This window comes from Streptomyces sp. NPDC029836, assembly GCF_055574495.1.
Map to the genome: position 1 here is coordinate 1 of NZ_JBVHZI010000024.1, position 19,720 is coordinate 19,720.

The 19,720-nt window shown below is 75.3% G+C and carries 9 protein-coding genes; all 9 read left to right on the plus strand.

Annotation, left to right across the window (positions count from 1 at the left end):
• Positions 1-775 (plus strand): phosphopantetheine-binding protein (locus ACZ4XJ_RS35285; protein ID WP_468498622.1); only part of this gene is annotated, 775 nt, incomplete at its 5' end.
• Complete coding sequence (locus ACZ4XJ_RS35290; RefSeq protein ID WP_468498623.1) at positions 772-1,563, plus strand: thioesterase II family protein; 792 nt, start codon at positions 772-774, stop codon at positions 1,561-1,563. The genes ACZ4XJ_RS35285 and ACZ4XJ_RS35290, both read left to right, overlap by 4 nt.
• Before the next feature lie 128 nt (positions 1,564-1,691).
• Positions 1,692-2,759, plus strand: coding sequence for a TauD/TfdA family dioxygenase (locus ACZ4XJ_RS35295; RefSeq protein ID WP_362878406.1), 1,068 nt, complete (start codon positions 1,692-1,694; stop codon positions 2,757-2,759).
• A 5-nt stretch (positions 2,760-2,764) separates the two neighbouring features.
• Positions 2,765-4,636 (plus strand): non-ribosomal peptide synthetase, encoded by a 1,872-nt coding sequence (locus ACZ4XJ_RS35300; protein ID WP_468498624.1) that lies wholly within the window; start codon positions 2,765-2,767, stop codon positions 4,634-4,636.
• Between the two features lie 19 nt (positions 4,637-4,655).
• Entirely contained in the window at positions 4,656-9,968 is a 5,313-nt protein-coding gene (locus tag ACZ4XJ_RS35305) for a condensation domain-containing protein (protein WP_468498654.1), read from the plus strand.
• Positions 9,969-10,264: 296 nt separating this feature from the next.
• Positions 10,265-17,419, plus strand: a complete 7,155-nt coding sequence (locus ACZ4XJ_RS35310) for an amino acid adenylation domain-containing protein (RefSeq protein WP_468498625.1) — start codon at positions 10,265-10,267, stop codon at positions 17,417-17,419.
• Positions 17,416-17,622, plus strand: coding sequence for an MbtH family protein (locus ACZ4XJ_RS35315; RefSeq protein WP_468498626.1), 207 nt, complete (start codon positions 17,416-17,418; stop codon positions 17,620-17,622). The genes ACZ4XJ_RS35310 and ACZ4XJ_RS35315 overlap by 4 nt, the downstream gene beginning before the upstream one ends.
• Before the next feature lie 165 nt (positions 17,623-17,787).
• Complete coding sequence (locus tag ACZ4XJ_RS35320; protein WP_468498627.1) at positions 17,788-18,231, plus strand: cobalamin B12-binding domain-containing protein; 444 nt, start codon at positions 17,788-17,790, stop codon at positions 18,229-18,231.
• On the plus strand, positions 18,228-19,643 hold the full coding sequence (locus ACZ4XJ_RS35325; RefSeq protein ID WP_468498628.1) for a methylaspartate mutase: 1,416 nt from the start codon (positions 18,228-18,230) through the stop codon (positions 19,641-19,643). Before ACZ4XJ_RS35320 ends, ACZ4XJ_RS35325 begins: the two co-directional genes overlap by 4 nt.
• Positions 19,644-19,720: the final 77 nt, after the last annotated feature.

Genomic DNA, 19,720 nt, shown 5'->3' on the forward strand with positions numbered 1-19,720 from the left:
CCACGGCTACCTCGCCCAACCCACCACCACCGCCACCCACTTCGTCCCCAACCCGTACGGACCCCCCGGCAGCCGCCTCTACCGCACCGGCGACCGGGCCCACTGGGACACCCACGGCAACCTCCACTACACCGGCCGCACCGACACCCAGATCAAGATCCGCGGCTTCCGCATCGAACCCACCGAAATCGAAACCACCCTCACCACCCACCCGCAGATCACCCAGGCCACCCTCGCCACCCACCCGGACCACCACAACACCCCGCAACTAACGGCCTACCTGGTCACCACCGAGCCGGCCCCGGCTCCGCAGGACGTCCGCCTCTGGCTTCGGACCCTGCTGCCCGACCACATGGTTCCGGCGTTCGTGGTCCTGCTGGACCGGCTGCCGCTGACCCCCAACGGCAAGATCGACCGGAGCGCCCTGCCGTCGCCCCGTACGCAGACCACGCCCGGCGGCCGGGAACCGCGCACCCCGCTGGAGGAGACGGTCCGTACCTCCTTCAGCGAGGCGCTGGGCACGCCGTCGCCACTGTCGATCGACGACGACTTCTTCGACCACGGCGGCCACTCGCTGCTCGCCGCCCGCCTCACCCACCGTCTCGGTACCGCCCTCGGCGTCACCCTCACCCTCCGCGACGTCTTCCAGCACCCCACCCCGGCCACCCTCGCGCACCACATCGGGACGCGGCTGCAGGCCGCCCCTCCCACACCACGACGTGCCAGGCCGGCCCTGCGCCGCCGCACCCCCGACCAGGAACGGAGTTCCTCATGAGCCACGACCAGCAGTCGGACTTCCAGCCCGCACCCGACGACGTCGTCTGGGACCTGCCGGGCGAAGGCCCGCAACGCACCGCGCTGTTGGTGCTGCCCCACGCCGGCGGGAACGCCCACGCGTACGCACAGTGGCGCGACCACCTCCCGCCGGACGTCCGGCTCCTCATCGGCCAGTACCCGGGCCGCGGCGCCCGCTTCGCCGAGGACCTGCCCCGGGACATCGGTGACCTGGCCGGGCCGGTGGTGGCGGCCCTGCCCGCCGGGGTCGCCGACGACCTGGTGGTGCTGGGGCACAGCATGGGCTCGCTCGTCGCGTTCGAGGTCGTACGCAGCCTCCAGGCGGCGGGCCGTACGCCGAGGGCCCTGGTCGTCTCGGCCTGCCGGGCGCCGTTCCTGGCCAACCCGTGCGCCGTCCACCCCGAACTCCTCGACGACGACGGCCTGGTGGCCGCGATCAAGGAGCGCGGCGGCACCGACGACGGCATCCTCGACGAGCCGGAGCTCCGCGAGATCATCCTGCCGTCCATCCGTGCCGACTTCGCGATCGACGACGTCTACCGGTGCGCGGAGTCCGCGGCCCGCGTGGAGTGCCCGGTAACGGTGATCGGCGGGGACGTCGACCCCGTCGCGCCCGCCGCCTCCCTGGACCGCTGGGCCCGCATCACCGACCGCGGGTTCTCCTCGCACGTGCTGCCGGGCGGCCACTTCTACTTCCAGGAGCGGCTCCCCGAGTTCTTCGCGGTGCTGGCCCCGGTGGTCGGCGGCCACGCCCCGGCCCCCGCCTGACCCCGGTCCGGCCGCGCCACCGCGCCCCTTCCCTGCCCCGCACTCCGTTGCACTTCTCCGCGCTCCTCCGTATTCCTCTGCCTTCCCCCGCATTCCTCCGCATTCCTCCGCATCCCGAGGGAAAACCCATGACCATCACGCACACCGAAGCGTCACCGGCCCCGACCCCGCAGCCGGCCGCCGGCACCGGCATCGACCCCGTCCGTGAGCCCGGCAAGCCCGTCGTCGTGCACACCCCGGCCGGGCTCGGCCTCGCCGCCTCCGTCGCCTGGCTGACCGAGCACCGAGCGGCGATCCAGGCCGAGTTGCTGCGCAGCGGGGCCGTCCTGCTGCGCGGACTGCCCGTCGAGGACGCGGCCTCCTTCGCCGCCGCCCGGGACGCCCTGATCGAACGGCGCGCCGGTTACAAGGAGAAGGCCACTCCGCGCACCGACTTCGGCGAGGGCGTGTTCTCCTCCACCGACCTGCCCGCCGTGCAGCCGATCCGGCTGCACAACGAGAACAGCTACACCCTCGACTTCCCCGGCGTCCTGCTGTTCGGCTGCGTGACCGCCCCCGAGGAGGGCGGCGCCACCACCGTCGGCGACATGCGCGAGGCCCTGCGGCTGCTGCCGCCGGAGTTGGTCCGCCGCTTCGAGCGGGCCGGCTGGCTCCTCGTACGGAACTACTCGGAACTGGCCGGGCTGCCCTGGTACAAGACCTTCGCGACCGAGGACAAGGCGGTGGCGCAGGCGTACTGCGAGGAGAACACGATCGGCTACGAGTGGACCGACGAGGGCGACTCGATGATCACCCGGCAGCGTCGCTCGGCGATCGTCACCCACCCGGTGACGGGCGAGCGGACCTGGTTCAACCACTTCGCGTTCTGGAACAGCCGCACCCTCGACCCCGACGTCCGCGAGGTGCTCCTCGACACGTACGGCGAGGACGGGCTGCCGTTCAACACCTACCTGGGTGACGGCTCCCGGCTCACCGACGCCGAGGTCGACGCGGTCAACGCCGTCTACGACCGGGTCACCGTACGGGAGACCTGGCGGACGGGCGACCTGATGATCGTCGACAACATCCTGTGCGCGCACGGCCGCGAGGCCTACCGGGGCGACCGGAAGATCCTCGTCGCGATGGGCGAGCCGGTCGCGCTGGCCGACTGCGCGCCCGCCACCCAGCCCTCCACCACCGTCCACACCGGGGAGTGACCGCCGTGACCGCCGTACTTCCCGAACGTTCCCGCACCCACGCGGCCCCCTCGTCCGTACCGGACCTGCTGGAGCGGCTCGCCCAGGCACCCGCCGGCCGTACCGCCGTCGTCGCGGGCGGCGACGAGCTGACCTTCGCCGCGCTGCGCGCGGGTGCGACGCGGTTCGCCGACCGGCTGACCGCGCGGGGCATCGGCCCCGAGAGCGTGGTGGCGCTGTGCCTGCCGCGCGGCGCGGACCTGGTCGTGGCGCTGATCGGCACCCTGACCGCGGGGGCCGCCTACCTGCCGGTGGATCCGAAGTTGCCCGCCGAGCGGCGGAGTTACCTGGTCGAGGACGCGCGCGCCGACCTGGTCGTCACGGCCGGGGAGGGCGACGGGCCGGCGGCCGGAGGCGTACCGCACCTGCCGGTGGCCGAACTGCTGTCACCGGCGCCGGAGCGGCCCTACGCCCCGGTGACCGTCGGCGCCGACACCCTCGCGTACGTCATCTACACCTCCGGCTCCACCGGCCGCCCCAAGGGCGTCGAGATCGGCCGGGCGGCCGTGTCCGCGCTGCTGGCCGAGCTGGAGGAGTCGGACATCGCGGTGACGGACGGCGGCCGGGTCGGCTGGAACGCCTCGCCATCCTTCGACGCCTCCGTCCAGCAGTGGGTGCGGCTGTGCCGGGGCGACACCCTGGTCATGATCGACGAGGAGACCCGCGCGGACCCGGCGCTGCTGGCCCGCTTCGTCGACGAACAGGCCCTGACCGACCTGGACATCACCCCCTCGCACGCCGATCCGCTGCTGGACCTGATCAGCGCCGACGGCGGACCGCGCCCGCTGACCCTGCTGGTCGGCGGGGAGGCCGTCAGCCCCGCGCTGTGGCGGCGCCTGGACTTCCTGGGCGCACGCGGGGTGCTGCGTACGGTCAACCTGTACGGGCCGACCGAGTGCACGGTCGACGCCACCGCCGGCTGGGTCGACGCCGGCGGCGAGCCGCACATCGGCCGGGTGCTGCCCGGGCTGCGGATGCGGGTCCTGGACGCGGCGCTGAACCCGGTGCCGGAGGGCGGCAGCGGCGAGCTGTACCTCGCGGGGCCGCGGGTGGCCCGCGGCTACCGGGGGCGGCCGGCTCTGACGGCGGAACGGTTCGTCCCGGACCGGGCGAAGGACTCCGGCGACGGTGCCGGCTACGGCTACGGCGACGGCGACGGCCCCGTCGGGGACCACGGCGGGCGCATGTACCGCACCGGTGACCTGGTCCGGGTGCTGCCCGAGGGGCGACTGGCCTACCTCGGTCGCGCCGACGGGCAGATCAAGCTGCGCGGCCACCGGATCGAGCTCCGGGAGGTCGAGGCCGCGGTGGCCGCGGCGCCCGGGGTCGCCGAGGCGGTCGTCGTCCTGCACCCGGAGGTGCACGGGGCCCCCGGCCTGGTGGCCTATCACCGGGGCGACGGGCCGGCCGTCGCCGAGGGGCGGTTGCGGGCCCACCTGGAAGCCGTCCTGCCCGCCTACATGGTCCCATCGCTGTTCGTGGCCCTGGACCGGTTCCCGACCACCGTCAACGGCAAGGTCGACCGGGCGGCCCTGCCCGCCCCGGCCACCGCCGCGCCCCTCTCCCCGGCCGGGCCGGCCGACGACGGGCTGAGCGCCTCGCAGCGGCTGATCGCGAAGGTGTGGGCCACCGTGCTCGGCGCCCCGCGCATCGGCCCCGACGACAACTTCTTCAAGCTCGGCGGCCATTCGCTGCTCGCCATCAAGCTGGTCTCGCGGGTCCGCGCCGAACTGGGCGTCGCCCTACCCGTGAAGGCCGTCTACGCCAACCCGCGCCTGCGGGACCTGGCCGCCCACATCGACACGCTCGTGGCGGCCACCGCGGGCCAGGACCGTTGAGGACGCCGAGGACATGACCCTGATCCCGTTGTCGTACGCGCAGCGCCGGCTGTGGTTCCTGGGCCGGCTGCACGGTCCGTCCGCGACCTACAACGCGCCGGTCGTCCTGCGCCTGGACGCCGACCCCGCCGCCGGCGCGTCACCCGACACCCCGCCCGGTGTGCGGTTCGACGCGCTGGCCGACGCACTGGCCGACGTCGTGGAGCGGCACGAGGTGCTCCGTACGGTCCTGCCCGCCGGCGCCGACGCGGAGCCGTACCAGCGGGTGGTGCCGGCGGCCGACGTGCCCCGGCTGGTCGTCGAGGACTGCGCGGACGACGCACGGGAGGCCCGGGTCGCCGCCTTCGTCCGGGAGACGTTCGACATCACCCGCGAACCGCCGCTGCGGGCCCGGCTGTTCCGCTCCGGCGTCGGGACCCGGGTCCTGGTCCTGCTGATCCACCACGTGGCGACCGACGGCTGGTCGGTGCGCCCGCTGCTGCGGGACCTGGCGCGGGCCCACCGGGCGCGGCTGGCCGGGCGGGCCCCCGACTGGGAGCCGCTGCCCGTGCAGTACGCCGACTACGCGCTGTGGCAGCACGAGGTGCTCGGCGACCCCGAGGACCCGGAGGGCGCGGCCGGGGAGCAGTTGGCGTACTGGCGGGACGCCCTGAAGGGCGCGCCGCCGGTGCTCGCCCTGCCCGCCGACCGGCCCCGTCCGGCGGAGCCGTCGGGGCGCGGGGGCGCGGTGACCGGCCGCCTCGACGCGGTGGCGCACGCCGCGCTGCTGGCGTTGGCACGCGGTCGGCGCGCGACGGCGACGATGGTGGTGCGGGCCGCGCTCGCCGCGGCCCTGTCGGCGGCGGGGGCGGGTGAGGACGTGGTGATCGGCGTGCCCGTCGCGGGCCGCCCCGAGGAGGACCTGTACGAGCTGGTCGGGTTCTTCGTCAACTCCCTGGCCCTGCGCACCGATCTGGCGGGCGCCGGGTCGGCGGCGGAGCTCGTCGACCGGGTCCGGGACGCGGACCTGGCCGCGTACGAGCACCAGGAACTCCCCTTCGACCTGCTGGTGGAGAAGCTGTGCCCGGAGCGGGCGCTGGGCCACCACCCGTTCTTCCAGACGATGTTGACCGTGGACGCGGACGCCGCCGGTAGCGCCTCGGTGGAGCTGGGCGGGGGTCTGGTCGGGCGGCTCGCCGATGTCGGCCTGGGCGCCGCCAAGTTCGACCTGACGTGGTACTGCGCGCAGCGGCACACCGCGGACGGGCTGCCGGACGGCATGGACGTCGCCCTCCAGTACGCGGGTGACCTCTTCGACGAGGACACGGCCCGGCTGCTGCTGGAGCTGTTCGTGCGGACGCTCGACGCCTTCGGGCGGACTCCCGACGCCCCGCTCGGCGAGGCGGGACCCGAGGCCGTCGAGGCGGCCCGGGCGCTGGCCGGGCGGCCGCACACCACCGCGGCGGCGCCCGCCCCGACGGCCGCCGGCTCCGGGGCGCGCCGGGAGGCACTGGCACCCCGGGAGGAGATCCTGTGCGGGCTGTTCGCCGAGGTGCTCGACCGGCCCGGGCTCGACGCCGACGCCAACTTCTTCCGCAGCGGCGGCCATTCGCTGCTCGCGAGCAAGCTCGTCAACCGGATCCGGGGCGCGCTCGGTCTGGAATTGGGCATCCGGGACCTGTTCCTGGCTCCGACCCCGGCCGCGCTGCACCGGCGGCTGGCCGGGCGCCTCGGCGCGTCCGCGTCCCGGCCGGCGCTGGTGTCCGTACCGGCCGGGGAGCGCCCGCGGCTGCTCCCGCTGTCCGCGGCGCAGCGTTCGTTGTGGTTGCTGGGCCGGATCGAGGGCCCGTCGGCGACGTACAACGCGCCGCTGGTGCTGCGGCTGGAGGGAGTTCCCGAGCCGGCGGCGCTGGGAGCCGCGCTGGGTGACGTACTGGCCCGGCACGAGGTGCTGCGCACGGTGTACGGGGAGGAGGGCGGGCAGCCCTACCAGCGGGTGCTGGACGTGCCCGGGGAGCTGCTGGAGGTCGCCGACTGCGCGCCGGAGACGTTGGAGGACCTCGTCGCGGGCTTCGGGCGGGAGACCTTCGACCTGGCGGTACGGGTGCCGGTGCGGGCCCGGCTGCTGCGGCCCGGGAACGGCACCTCGGTACTGGTGCTGCTGCTCCACCACATCGCCACCGACGGCTGGTCCCTGGCGCCGCTGCTGCGGGACCTGACCGAGGCGTACGGGGCACGCTGCGCGGGCCGCGCCCCGACCTGGCGTGCGCTGCCGGTGCAGTACGCCGACTACGCCCTGTGGCAGCGGGAGTTGCTGGCCGATCCGGCGGCCCTGCTGGCGCACTGGCGGGCGGCCCTGGAGGGGCTGCCGGCGCGGACCGCGCTGCCCGCGGACCGGCCTCGACCGGCCGAACCGTCGGGACGGGCCGCGACGGTTTCGGCGGTGCTCGGCCAGGACGCGCACCGGGCGCTGGCCGCACTGGCGCGGGAGCGCCGGGCCAGCCTGTTCATGGTGGTCCGCTCGGCCCTGGCGGCGGCGCTGTCCGCCGCGGGGGCGGGCGAGGACCTCGCGATCGGAACCCCGGCGGCGGGCCGCTCCGACGAGGACCTGCACGACCTCGTGGGCTGCTTCGTCAACTCCCTGGTGCTGCGCGCCGACCTGTCGGGCGACCCGTCGGCCTCGGAGCTCGTCGAGCGGGTCCGGGACGCGGACCTGGCGGCCTTCGACCACCAGGACCTGCCCTTCGACGTCCTGGTGGAACAACTGGCCGGCCCCGAGCGGGCCCTCGGTGAACACCCGTTCTTCCAAGTCATGTTGACCGTGGGCCAGGCCGACGCCGGCCGGGTCCGGCTCGGCGGGATCCCCGGTCGGGCGGGCAGCACCGATCTGGGCGCCGCCCGCTTCGACCTGTCCTTCCACTGCGCCGAGCGCCGGACCCCCGACGGCGGCCCGGACGGCCTGGACGTGCTGGTCCAGTACGCGGGCGACCTGTACGAGGAGGACACGGCCCGTCTGCTGCTGGAACTGTTCGTCCGGGCGCTGCGCGCCTTCGGGCAGGCTCCCGGAACCCGGCTCGGCGCCCTGGAGCTGCTGCGGGAGCCGGAGCGGCAGGCCCTGGAACAGCGGCGGGTCGCGCTGGAACGGCACGACCGCGAGCGGCTCGCCGCCGCGGCGGGAGCCCGCCGCGCGGGCGGCGGCCCGGGCCGGGTGTCCTCGCCGCGGGAGGAGATCCTGTGCGGGTTGTTCGCGGAGGTGCTGGGTCGCGAACGGATCGCGTCGGACGCCAACTTCTTCAAGGCGGGCGGGCATTCGCTGCTGGCGAGCCGGTTGATGAACCGGATCCGGGCGGTCCTCGGCGTGCAGGCCGGGATCCGCGACCTGTTCCTCGCGCCGACCCCGGCGGCGCTGCACCGCCGCCTCGGCGAGGCCGCCGGGAACGGCGCCGGGCGGCCGGCGCCGGTCGCCGTCGCGGACCGGCCCGAGCGGCTGCCGCTGTCGTACGCGCAGCGCCGGCTGTGGTTCGTCGACCAGCTGGAGGGCCCGTCCTCGACGTACAACATCGCGCTGGTACGGGAGTTGGAGCGGCCCCTGGACCCGGCCGCGCTCGCCGGGGCCCTCGCCGACCTGGCGGCGCGGCACGAGGTGCTGCGCACCGTGTACGGGGTCGAGGGTGGTGAACCGTACCAGCGGATCCTGGAGGGGGCGCGGCCCCAGTTGGAGCTGGGTCGTCCGGCGGACCTCGCGGCGGCCGTGGACGAGACGGCCGCGGAGGTCTTCGACCTGACCCGGGACCTGCCGCTGCGGGCCCGACTGTTCCTCCCCGACGGCGACGGCCCGCAGACCCTGGTGCTGCTCCTGCACCACATCGCGGCCGACGGCTGGTCCACCGGACCGCTCCTCGCGGACCTGACCACCGCCTACGAGGCCCGGCTGGCCCGAACCGCACCCGACTGGGAGCCGCTGCCGGTGCAGTACGCGGACTACACCCTGTGGGAGCGGGCCGCGCTGGACGCGCCTGCCGCCGCCGGGCACTGGCGTACGGCGCTGGCGGGGCTGCCCCCGTTGATCGACCTGCCGACGCAGCGGCCCCGGCCCGCCGTCCCCTCGGGGCGGGGCGCGGTCACCGGGTTCTCCGTGGACGCGGACACGCACCGGCGGCTGCTGCGGATCGCGCACGCCCGCGACGCCACCCTGTTCATGGTGGTGCAGGCGGCGCTGGCCGCCGCCCTGGCCCGTACCGGGGCGGGCGAGGACCTCGCGATCGGCACGACGGTCGCGGGCCGCGGCGACGACACCCTCTCCGGCCTCGTCGGCTTCTTCGTAAACACCTTGGTGCTGCGCACCGACGTGACGGGCGACCCGGTGTTCGGGGACCTCGTGGACCGGGTCCGGGAGGCGGACCTGACGGCGTACGCGCACCAGGAGCTGCCCTTCGACCTGCTGGTGGAGGCCCTGAACCCGCACCGCTCCTCGGCGCACCACCCGCTGGTACAGGTGATGCTCCAGGTGAACCCGGCGCCGGCCGGTCCGCTCCCGGGCCCGTTCGCGGGCACGGAGCGCTCGTTCGCCGCCCGGACCGCGAAGTCGGACCTCACCTTCGCCCTGACCGAGCGGGACGGGGGCGGGCTGTCCGGGGTGCTGGAGTACGCCACGGACCTGTACGAGCCCTCGGGCGCGGGCCGGCTCGCGGCGCTGCTGGTGTCGGCGCTGGAGCTGTTCGCCGCCGGTCCGCAGCTGCGGGTGTCGGACCTCGCGGCGCCCGCGGACCGGCGGGCCCCGCGCCCGCTCGTCGGGGGCTACCCGATCGACCTGGCCCGGGTCGAGGCGGTTCTCGCGGAGCACCCGGGGGTCGGCGGCGCGCGGGTTTGGGTGGCCGCGGACCGGCTCCTCGCGGAGGTCACCGCGACGGGCGGGCCGGTGCCGGAGGCCGAGCTGCAGACCTGGGCGGCGCGACACCTGCCGGAGTACGCCGTCCCCGCGACGGTACGGGTCCCCGGGGAGCAGGCCGGCGCGCCGGCGGGCGCCACGACCACGGCCGCCGCCGCGGCGCCGGGTGAGGACCCGGCGGCCCGGGCGCGGGCGGCCGCCCTGCTACGGCTCTTCGCGGAGGTCCTGGAACGGCAGGTCGCACCGGACGACAACTTCTTCAAGTCCGGCGGCCACTCCCTGCTCGCGGTCCGCCTGGTGAACCGGGTCCGCGCGGAACTGGGTCACGAACTCACCCTCCGCGACGTCTTCCGCCACCCCACCCCGGCCCGCCTGGCAACCCTGCTGTCCTCGACGGCGCCCGCCCCGGCCGCCGCACCGACCCTGCGCCGCCGCACCCACGCCGGCGCCCGCGTCCGGACCTGAGGCACCCGGGCCGCTCGACGCGGGGGGGGGGCGACCGGCCGGGCCCGACCCCGTGGCCGCCCGTCAACGCGGGCGGCCACGGGGCGTTTCCGGGTGCTCTTCAACGTCAGGGCGCTCCCGACTGCCGTGCGTCCGACCGTGCGCTCCGGAGCGGCGGTCGGGAGCGGCGGTCGGGAGCGGCAGTCGGCCGGCGGCGGAGCTGCCGGAGGGACTGCCCGCCGGGGCGGGCGGGGGTGCCTAGCGTGGGGGCACGGAGTCCGCTCCCGCTCCCGAACCCCTCGCCTGGAGGCCCCGCGATGCCCTCGACCGCCCCCACCGCCTCCGCCGTCCTGGACGGCGGCCCGGCGATCAGTCCGGCACCCGGCGTACTCGACCGGATAGCCGCCCAGGACCCCGGGCGGACCGCGCTGGTGCACGGTGAGCGGCGGCTGACGTACGGACAGTTGGCGTTCGCGGTGGCGCTGCGGGCCGACGAGCTCGCCGCGGGCGGGGCCGGACCGGGACGGCTGGTGGCCGTCCACCGACCCCGGGGCGTCGACGCGATCGTAGGGCTGCTCGCCGCCCTGCGGACCGGCGCCGGCTACCTGCCGCTGGATCCCGCGGCGCCCGCCGCCCGCAACGCGGCGATCCTCGCCGACTGCTCGGGCCGCGAACAGGAGCTGATGGACGGGGAGTTCATTCTTCCCGGCGCCCGGGTCCCCGAGGGAACCGCCTACGTCATCTACACCTCCGGGTCGACGGGCACCCCGAACGGCGTGGTCGTCGGACACGGGGCGCTGGCCCGGTTCGTGGCGGGCGCGGGCGTCCGGTACGGGATCGGCCCCGAGGACCGGGTGCTCCAGTTCGCCCCGCTGCACTTCGACGCGAGCGTGGAGGAGGTCTTCCTGACCCTCGGCTCGGGCGCCGCCCTGGTCCTGCGCGACGAGGACATGCTCGACGTCCCCGGACTGCTCGCGGGCTGCGCCGCGCACGGGGTGACGGTGCTCGACCTGCCGACCGCGTACTGGCACGAACTGGCCCACGCCCTGGCCGGCGGGATCGCCGAACTGCCCTCCTGCCTGCGGACGGTGATCATCGGCGGTGAGGCAGCGCTCCCCGAGCGGGTCGCGCAGTGGTGCGCGGTGGTGGATCCGGAGCGGGTCCGGCTGTGGAACACGTACGGGCCGACCGAGGCCACCGTCGTGGCGACCGTCGCCGACCTGTCCCGGTACGCGGGCGGTCCGGTGCCGATCGGGACGCCGCTGCCGGGGGTGCGCGCGGCCGTGGTCGACGGGGAGCTGTGGCTGCTGGGCGGGGCCCTCGCCGACGGCTACCTGGGCCGGCCGGAGCTGACCCGGGCCCGGTTCACGACGCTGGGCACCGAGCGCGCGTACCGTACCGGGGACCTGGTCCACGTACGGCCCGACGGGCTGCTGGGGTTCCGCGGGCGGGCCGACGACGAGGTGAAGATCAACGGGCACCGGGTGGATCCGGCGTCCGTGGAGTCGGTGCTGACCGCGCACCCCGGGGTGCGCGAGGCGGCCGTGGTGGCGCGGGAGACGACGGACGGGGTGCGGTCGCTGGCGGCGTACGTGGTCGCCGACGACGGGGTGAGCGCCCACGAGCTGCGCGACCGGGTCCGGGCGGAGCTGCCGGCCGCGGCCGTGCCGGGCACGGTGACGCTGGTGGAGGCGCTGCCCCGGACCTCCTCCGGGAAGATCGACCGCAAGGCACTGCGGGGGTCACCGCTCGACGAACACCCCACCCCGAACAGCGTGTTCGACGGGGTGGCGGTGCTGCCCGCCGAAGAGCGGGTACCGCTCTCGTACGCGCAGCGCCGGCTGTGGTTCCTGGCCTCACTGGAGGGGCCCTCCGCGACGTACAACCTGCCGGTCGTGCTGCGCCTGGACGCCGTCCCGGACCGGGCCGTCCTGGCCGCGGCGCTGGCCGACGTGGTGGAGCGGCACGAGGTGCTGCGGACGGTCTACCCCGTCGTGGACGCGGAGCCGTACCAGCACGTGCTGCCCGCCCCGCCGGTGGAGCTCGCCGTCCGACCGTGCGCGGAGGACGAACTGACGGCGCTGGTGGCCCGGTTCACCGCGACGCCGTTCGACCTGGCCGCACACCTCCCGATCCGGGCGACCCTGTTCCTACCGGGTGACGGGTCCGCGACCCTGGCGTTGCTGACCCATCACATCGCCACCGACGGCTGGTCGGTCGGCCCGCTGCTGCGCGACCTGGCGCGGGCGTACGAGGCCCGGCTGGCGGGCGCGGCGCCGGACTGGGAGCCGCTGCCGGTGCAGTACGCCGACTACACCCTGTGGCAACGGGAGTTGCTGGAGGAACCGGACGAACTGGTGGAGCACTGGCGGGCCGCCCTGGCCGGCATGCCGGGCGTGCTGGACCTGCCGACGGACCGTCCCCGGCCGGCCGAGCCCGGCGGCGGGGGCGCGACGATCGTCGCCCGCCTGGACACGGACGCGCACCGCCGACTGGTGGCGCTGGCCGAGGAGCGCGGCGCGAGCCTGCTGATGGTGGTGCAGCCCGCCCTCGCGCTGGCCCTGGCCGCGGCCGGCGCCGGCACGGACATCGCCGTCGGCACCCCGGTGGCGGGCCGGGCCGACGAGGCCCTGAACGACCTGGTCGGCTTCTTCGTGAACACCCTGGTCCTGCGCACCGACGTGTCGGGCGACGCCTCGTACGCCGAGCTGGTGGACCGGACCCGGGAGGCGGACCTGGCCGCGTACGCGCATCAGGAACTGCCCTTCGACCTGCTGGTGGAGCACCTGCGGCCGCAACGCACCTCGGCGGTCAACCCGTTCTTCCAGGTGATGCTGACCGCCCAGGAGGCGGCCGACGCGGATTCCGGCGGCCCCGAAGGGGCGTTGGGCGCCGGGCCGTTGTCCGGTCGGTTCGTCGAACCGGGCCTGGAGGTGGCGAAGTTCGACCTCAGCGCCTCCTGCGTGGAGCGGGCGGAGGGCGGGCTGGAGGTCTGGTGGCAGTACGCGGTGGACCTGTTCGACCGGGAGACGGCGCAGCTGCTGTTGGACCTGTTCGTACGCGCCCTCGCGCGGGCCGCCGCCGACCCCGACGCCCGGCCGGGCGCCCGGCCGCTGCCGACCGCCGAGGAAGCCGCGGTCCTGACCGGGCTCCGGGAGCGGCCGGCCGTGACCGCGCCCCCGCGTGCCCCCGCGACCGCCACGCACTCCCCCGCCGAGCAACTGCTGTGCGCGCTGTTCGGAGAGGTCATCGGGCTCGCCGGGCCGGTGGCCCCGGACGCCAACTTCTTCGCGGAGGGCGGCCATTCGATGATGGGGATCCGCCTGGTGAACCGCATCCGCGCGACGCTCGGGGTGCAGGCGCGGATCCGTGACCTGTTCCTCGACCCGACGCCCGCCGGCCTCGCCCGCCGGCTCCTCACCGACCCGGGCGCGGAGACCGGGCCCGCCCCGACCGCCGCGGAGGCGGAGTCGGCCCCCGGCCGGCCCGGACCGACCGCCGTGCCGGCCGCGCTGCGCCCCGAGCGGATCCCGCTGTCGTACGCGCAGCGCCGGCTGTGGTTCGTGGACCAGCTGGAGGGCCCGAGCCGCTCGTACAACATCCCCTTCGTGCTCCGTCCGGACCGGCCGCTGGAGCCGGCGGCCCTCGCCGAGGCGCTGGCCGACGTGGCGGAGCGGCACGAGGTGCTGCGGACCGTGTACCCGGCGGTGGACGGGCAGCCGTACCAGCGGGTGCGCGCGGGGGCCCGGCCGGTGCTGGACCAGGTGACCGTGCGGGAGGACGCCCCGGCGGCCGGCACGGAGGACGACGCGCAGGCCCCGCCCGGCCCCGCGCTGCGGGCCGCCGTCGACGCGGCGGCCGGGCACGTCTTCGACCTCGCGGCCGAACTGCCCTTCCGGGCGACGCTGATCGACTGCGGGACCGGTCAGGTCCTGGTGGTGCTGGTCCACCACATCGCCGCCGACGGCTGGTCCGCCGGCCCGCTGCTCGACGACCTGACCACCGCCTACGAGGCCCGGCTGGCCGGGGGCGCCCCCGGCTGGGAGCCGCTGCCGGTGCAGTACGCCGACTACACCCTGTGGGAGCGGGCCGCCCTGGAGGGCGAGGACGCCGCCGCACACATCGCCTTCTGGAAGGGGGCCCTCGCCGACGCGCCGCCCGTCCTGGAGCTCACCGGCGCCCGGACCCGGCCCGCCGAGGCCTCCCACCGGGGCGCGACGGCCCCGCTGGCCGTGGACGCCGCCACGCACGCCCGGCTGGAGCGCCTGGCCCTGGACCACGGGGCCACCCTGTTCACGGTCGTCCAGGCGGCCTTCGCCGCCACCCTCACCCGGCACGGCGCCGGCACCGACCTGCCGCTCGGCACGGTCGTGGCGGGCCGGGACGACGAGGCCCTGAACGACCTGGTCGGCTTCTTCGTCAACACCCTCGCCCTGCGCTGCGACACCTCCGGCGACCCCCGGTTCACGGAGCTGCTCGGCCGGGTCCGGGACACCGCGTACGCGGCGTACGCCCACGCCGAACTGCCCTTCGACCTGGTCGTGGAGCAGCTGAACCCCGTACGGTCCACCGCGCACCACCCCCTGGTACAGGCGGTCGTCCAGGTCCAGCCGGCCGAGGCGGGCGCGCCCCGCGCGTCGGCGCTGGCCGGGACGGCCGTCGGCACGGACTCCGGGTTCACGAAGTTCGACCTCACCCTGTCGCTGCGCGAGACGCGCGGCGCCGACGGCACTCCGGGCGGGCTGGACGGTGTACTGGAGTACGCGACGGACCTGTACGACGCGGCCACGGCCGCCGTGCTCGCCGGGCACGTGGCGCGGACGCTGCGCGCCGTGGCCCGGGACCCGGAGCAGCGGATCGGGGACGTACGGCTGCTGTCCGCCGAGGAGGAGCACCGGCTGGTCGTCGCGTACAACGACACGGCCGCGCCGCGGGCGGCGTGCGGGCTGGTGCACGAGCGGTTCGCGGCGCAGGCCCGGCGCACGCCGCGGCGGACCGCCGTCTCGTACGGGGAGGAGACCCTGCGGTACGAGGAGGTCGACGCGCGCGCCAACGCGCTGGCGCACCGGCTGATCGAGGCGGGCGTGGGCCGGGACGGGGCGGTGGGGCTGCTGATGGAGCGCACCCCGCACCTGCTGGTCGCCGCCCTCGCGGTACTCAAGTGCGGCGCCGCGTACGTGCCGTTGGATCCGCGGTTGCCGCAGGCGCGGGTGGACATGGTGATGGAGGACGTGGGCGCGCGGGTCCTGCTCGTCGGTGAGGCGCAGGCCGGCCTCCCGGCGGTGCGGGCGCAACTCGAAGGCGGAGTGCGGGTGTTGTCGGTGGACACCCCGGTGTCGGGTCATCCGACGACCGATCCGGGCGTGCCGGTCGGCGAGGACGCCCTGATGTACGTGATGTTCACCTCCGGCTCCACGGGCCGCCCCAAGGGCGTCGGCGTCACCCACCGCAACGTGGTCGACCTGGTCACCGACCGGTGCTGGGACCTGGCCAACCACCGCCGGATGCTCGTCCATTCGGCGATCGGCTTCGACGCCTCGACGTACGAGCTGTGGGTGCCGCTGCTGAACGGCGGCCAGTTGGTGATCGCCCCCGGCGACGGCACCGACGTCGCGGAGCTCGACCACGCGATCCGCAGCAACGAGGTCAGCGCCGCCTACTTCACGATGGGCCTGTTCCACATCATGGCGGACGAGGGCCTGGACACCCTCAAGCTCCTCGACGAGGTGTGGACCGGCGGCGACGTGGCCTCCCCGAGCGCCCTCCAACGGGTGCTGGACCACTGCCCGGACACGGTGCTCGTCCACTCGTACGGTCCGACCGAGACCACCTTCGCCTCGCACCAGCAGCGGTTCCCGCTGACCCAGCGGGAGGTCCGCGGCGTGTACCTGGGCGCGGCCCTCGACAACACCCGCGCCCACGTCCTGGACGGGCGGCTGCGCCCGGTGCCCGTGGGGGTCGCCGGCGAGCTGTACCTGTCCGGTACCCAGGTGGCTCGCGGATACGTGGGGCGGCCCGGCCTGACGGCCGAACGGTTCCTGCCCGACCCGTTCGCGGCGGACGGCAGCCGGATGTACCGCACCGGGGACCTCGCGCACTGGACGGCGGGCGGCGAGCTGCGCTTCCTCGGGCGGGCCGACGGCCAGGTGAAACTGCGCGGCTTCCGCATCGAACCCGGCGAGATCGAGGACACCCTCGCCCGCCACCCGGGGGTCGGACAGGTCGCCGTCACCGTCCGCGAGGACGGTCCGGGCGGCAAGCGGCTCGTGGCGTACGCCGTGCCCCGCGCCGGGCACACCCTGACCGGACCGGGGCTGCTGCGCTGGGCGGCTGACGAACTGCCCGAGCACATGGTGCCCTCGGCGGCGGTGCTGCTCGACGCGATCCCGCTGACCGTCAATGGCAAGCCCGACCGGGCGGCGCTGCCGGCGCCCGCGCCGGCCGAACGGGGCGGCGGCCGGGCGGCCCGCACCCCGCGCGAGGAGGTGCTGTGCTCGCTGTTCGCCGAGGTGTTGGGGCTGGAGCGGGTCGGCATCGACGACAACTTCTTCGCCCTGGGCGGGCATTCGCTGCTCGGCGTGCGGTTGGTGAGTCGGATGCGGACCGTGCTGGGCCTGGAGCTCGGGGTCCGCGACCTGTTCCGCACACCGACGGTCGCCGGCCTCCTCGGTGACGAGCCCTCCGGCTTCGACCCGATGGGGGTCATGCTGCCGCTGAGCACCCGGGGTGCGGAGCGGCCGCTGTTCTGCCTCCACCCGGGGACGGGCGTCGGCTGGCCGTACGCCGGACTGGCCCGCCACCTCGGGCCGGACCAGCCGCTGTACGCGGTGCAGGCGCGGGCGCTGAGCGAGCTGGGGCACTCCCCCGGGTCCGTCGAGGAGATGGTGGACGACTACCTGCCGCTGATCCGCGGGATCCAGCCGCACGGTCCGTACCGCTTCCTCGGTTGGTCCTTCGGCGGCACGGTCGCCCACGCGCTGGCGGTACGCCTCGCCGAGCTGGGCGAACGCACCGACCTGCTGGCGATGATGGACGTGCACCTGCTGCCGACGGAACCCGAGCGGCGCCGGATGACGCCGGCGCAGAAGCGGGACATGCTCGTCGGCGACGCCACCGACGAGCCCGAGGACGCCCCCTTCGACGTGGACGCGCTCATCGGGCTGGTCCGGCTGAAGGACCCGGTGCTCGGCGCCTTCTCCGACGCGGAGATCCGGTCGGTGATCGGCGCCTCCATCAACCACGCCGAAATCATGAACCTGTACGTCCCGCGCCCGGTCGCCACGGATCTTCTCTTCCTGGCGGCCCTGGAGGACGGGGAAACCGAAAACACCCTCGCCCAGCATTGGATTCCCTATGTGGAGGGCCGGGTGGAGAACCATCTGATCGGCGTGCCGCATACCAGAATGGGCGAACCGGAACCACTCGCGATGATCGGCCGTATCCTTTCCGAGAAATTGAGGAGTCTGTCATGACCAATCCTTTCGACGACACCGAGGGCACCTTCCACGTCGTGGTCAACGCCGAGGGTCAGCATGCCCTGTGGCCGGTGTTCGCCCAGGTCCCGGCCGGTTGGGAGACCGTATGGGGCGAGGGAACCCGCGCCGACGCACTCGCCTGGGTCGAGCAGCACTGGACCGACATCCGACCGCGGAGCCTGGTCGCCCAGTACTCCTGATCTAAAATCCGCACCGCGATCCGAATGGCCGTGCCCCGCACCGCGGGGCGCGGCCGTTCGCCTTTGTCCCGCCGGCCCGTGCCGGCGCCGACGGCCCGGGCCGAATTCCCCATACTGCCGCCCCAACTTCCCCTCGACCCTTCGACCGCTTTCTATATTCTGGGTATGCGACGACGGAATATGGACATCCTGCTGAGCGGAACGGCATCGGATTCCCACACCTGGAACCTGGTCTACCTCCAGCTCTTCCTGGAGGAGCTCGGACACCGGGTCCGCAACCTCGGCCCCTGCGTACCGGACGACCTGCTGACCGGAGCCTGCGCCGCGGCGGGGCCGGGCCGGCCGGACCTGGTGGTCATCAGCAGCGTCAACGGCCACGGCTACCGTGACGGGCTGGGCGCCGTACGGGCGGTGCGGCGGGCCGGGCTGACCCTGCCGGTGGTCATCGGCGGGAAGCTGGGCGTCGCCGGGGTCGCGGACCCCGAGCAGCGCGGGCGCCTCCTCGACGCCGGGTGTGACGCCGTCTTCGACGACGGGAACGTGGCCGCCCTGCGGGACTACCTCACCACGCTCGCCGTCGGCCGCTCCGCCCCGCGGGCCGTGGCATGAGCGGCGGCGCCACCCTGCTGGCCCCCGGGGTGCAGCGGGAGCCGGGCGCCCCGCAACCCGACGCCTCCTTCGGGGGCTTCGTGGCCCGCGCCGCCGCCGCCGGACAGCTCGTGGTGCAGCCCCGCATGGGGTTCGGCGACCCGCGCCGGATGCGGGCCGGACTGGAACGCACGAAGAGCGCCGTCGCCACCACCGTCGGCACCCTCACCATCGACAGCTACACCCGGGTCGGGGACGCCGCCGCGGCCCGGGCGGCGGTGGCCGAGGGCACCGCCCTCAACGGCTACCCGATCACCACCCACCCCGTCGAACTGACCCGGTCCCTGCTGGACGGCTTGGCCGGCCCCGGCTTCCCCGTCCAGGTCCGGCACGGCTCCTCGCGGCCCGAGGCCATCGTGCGGGCGCTGGTGGCCGCCGGGCTCGACGCCACCGAGGGCGGACCGGTCTCGTACTGCCTGCCCTACGGTCGGACCCCGCTCGCCGAGTCCGTGGAGAACTGGGCCCGCTGCTGCGAGCTCCTGGCCTCGCTGACGCCCGCGCCCCGGGTCCCGCACCTGGAGAGCTTCGGCGGCTGCATGCTCGGCCAACTCTGCCCGCCCGGACTATTGGTGGCGCTGAGCCTGCTGGAGGGGATGTTCTTCGTCCGGCACGGCATCCGCAGCGTCTCCCTCAGCTACGCCCAGCAGACCGACCCCGCGCAGGACGCGGAGGCCGTCCGGGCGCTGCGCCGTCTCGCCGCCGAGTTCCTGCCGGCCGGGGTGGACCGGCACGTGGTGCTCTACACCTACATGGGGGTCTTCCCGCACACCGCCCGGGGCGCCACCCGCCTGCTGGAGGCCTCGGCGCGGCTCGCCGTACGGTCCGGGGCGCAGCGGCTGATCGTCAAGACGGCCGCCGAGGCGTACCGGATCCCGACGGTGCTGGAGAACGTACGGGCGCTGGAGACGGCCGCGGCGACGGCGGCCCTGCAGGAACGCCCGTACGTCCGAAGCAGCGGGCCGGGCGGAGGGCCGCCGGATCCCCGGTTCGGCGGCGACCGGTGTGCCGGCTCCGACGGCTCCGACGGCTCCGACAGCTCCGACAGCTCCGACAGCGAGGTGTACCGGGAGGCCCGGGCCTTCGTGGAGGCGGTGCTGGAGCTGGACGAGGACCTGGGACGGGCCCTGCGGGCCGCGTTCGCGCGGGGCGTGCTGGACGTCCCCTACTGCCTGCACCCGGACAACGCGGGCCGCTCGCGCAGTTTCGTCGACGCCGGCGGACGGCTGCGCTGGTCCCGGACCGGCTCGATGCCGGCGACGCCCTGCCGAACCCCCGGCGCGGGAGCCTGCGCCCCGGACCTGGGGTCGGACGGACTGCTCGCGGCCGTGCACGGGGTGGCCCGGCGCTACGACGAACAGGAGGACGGGCAGTGACCGGACCCCGGCCGGCGAGCACACCGGCGACGACCGACCCGTCCACGACCTTCCCGCCCACGACCGACCCGTCCACG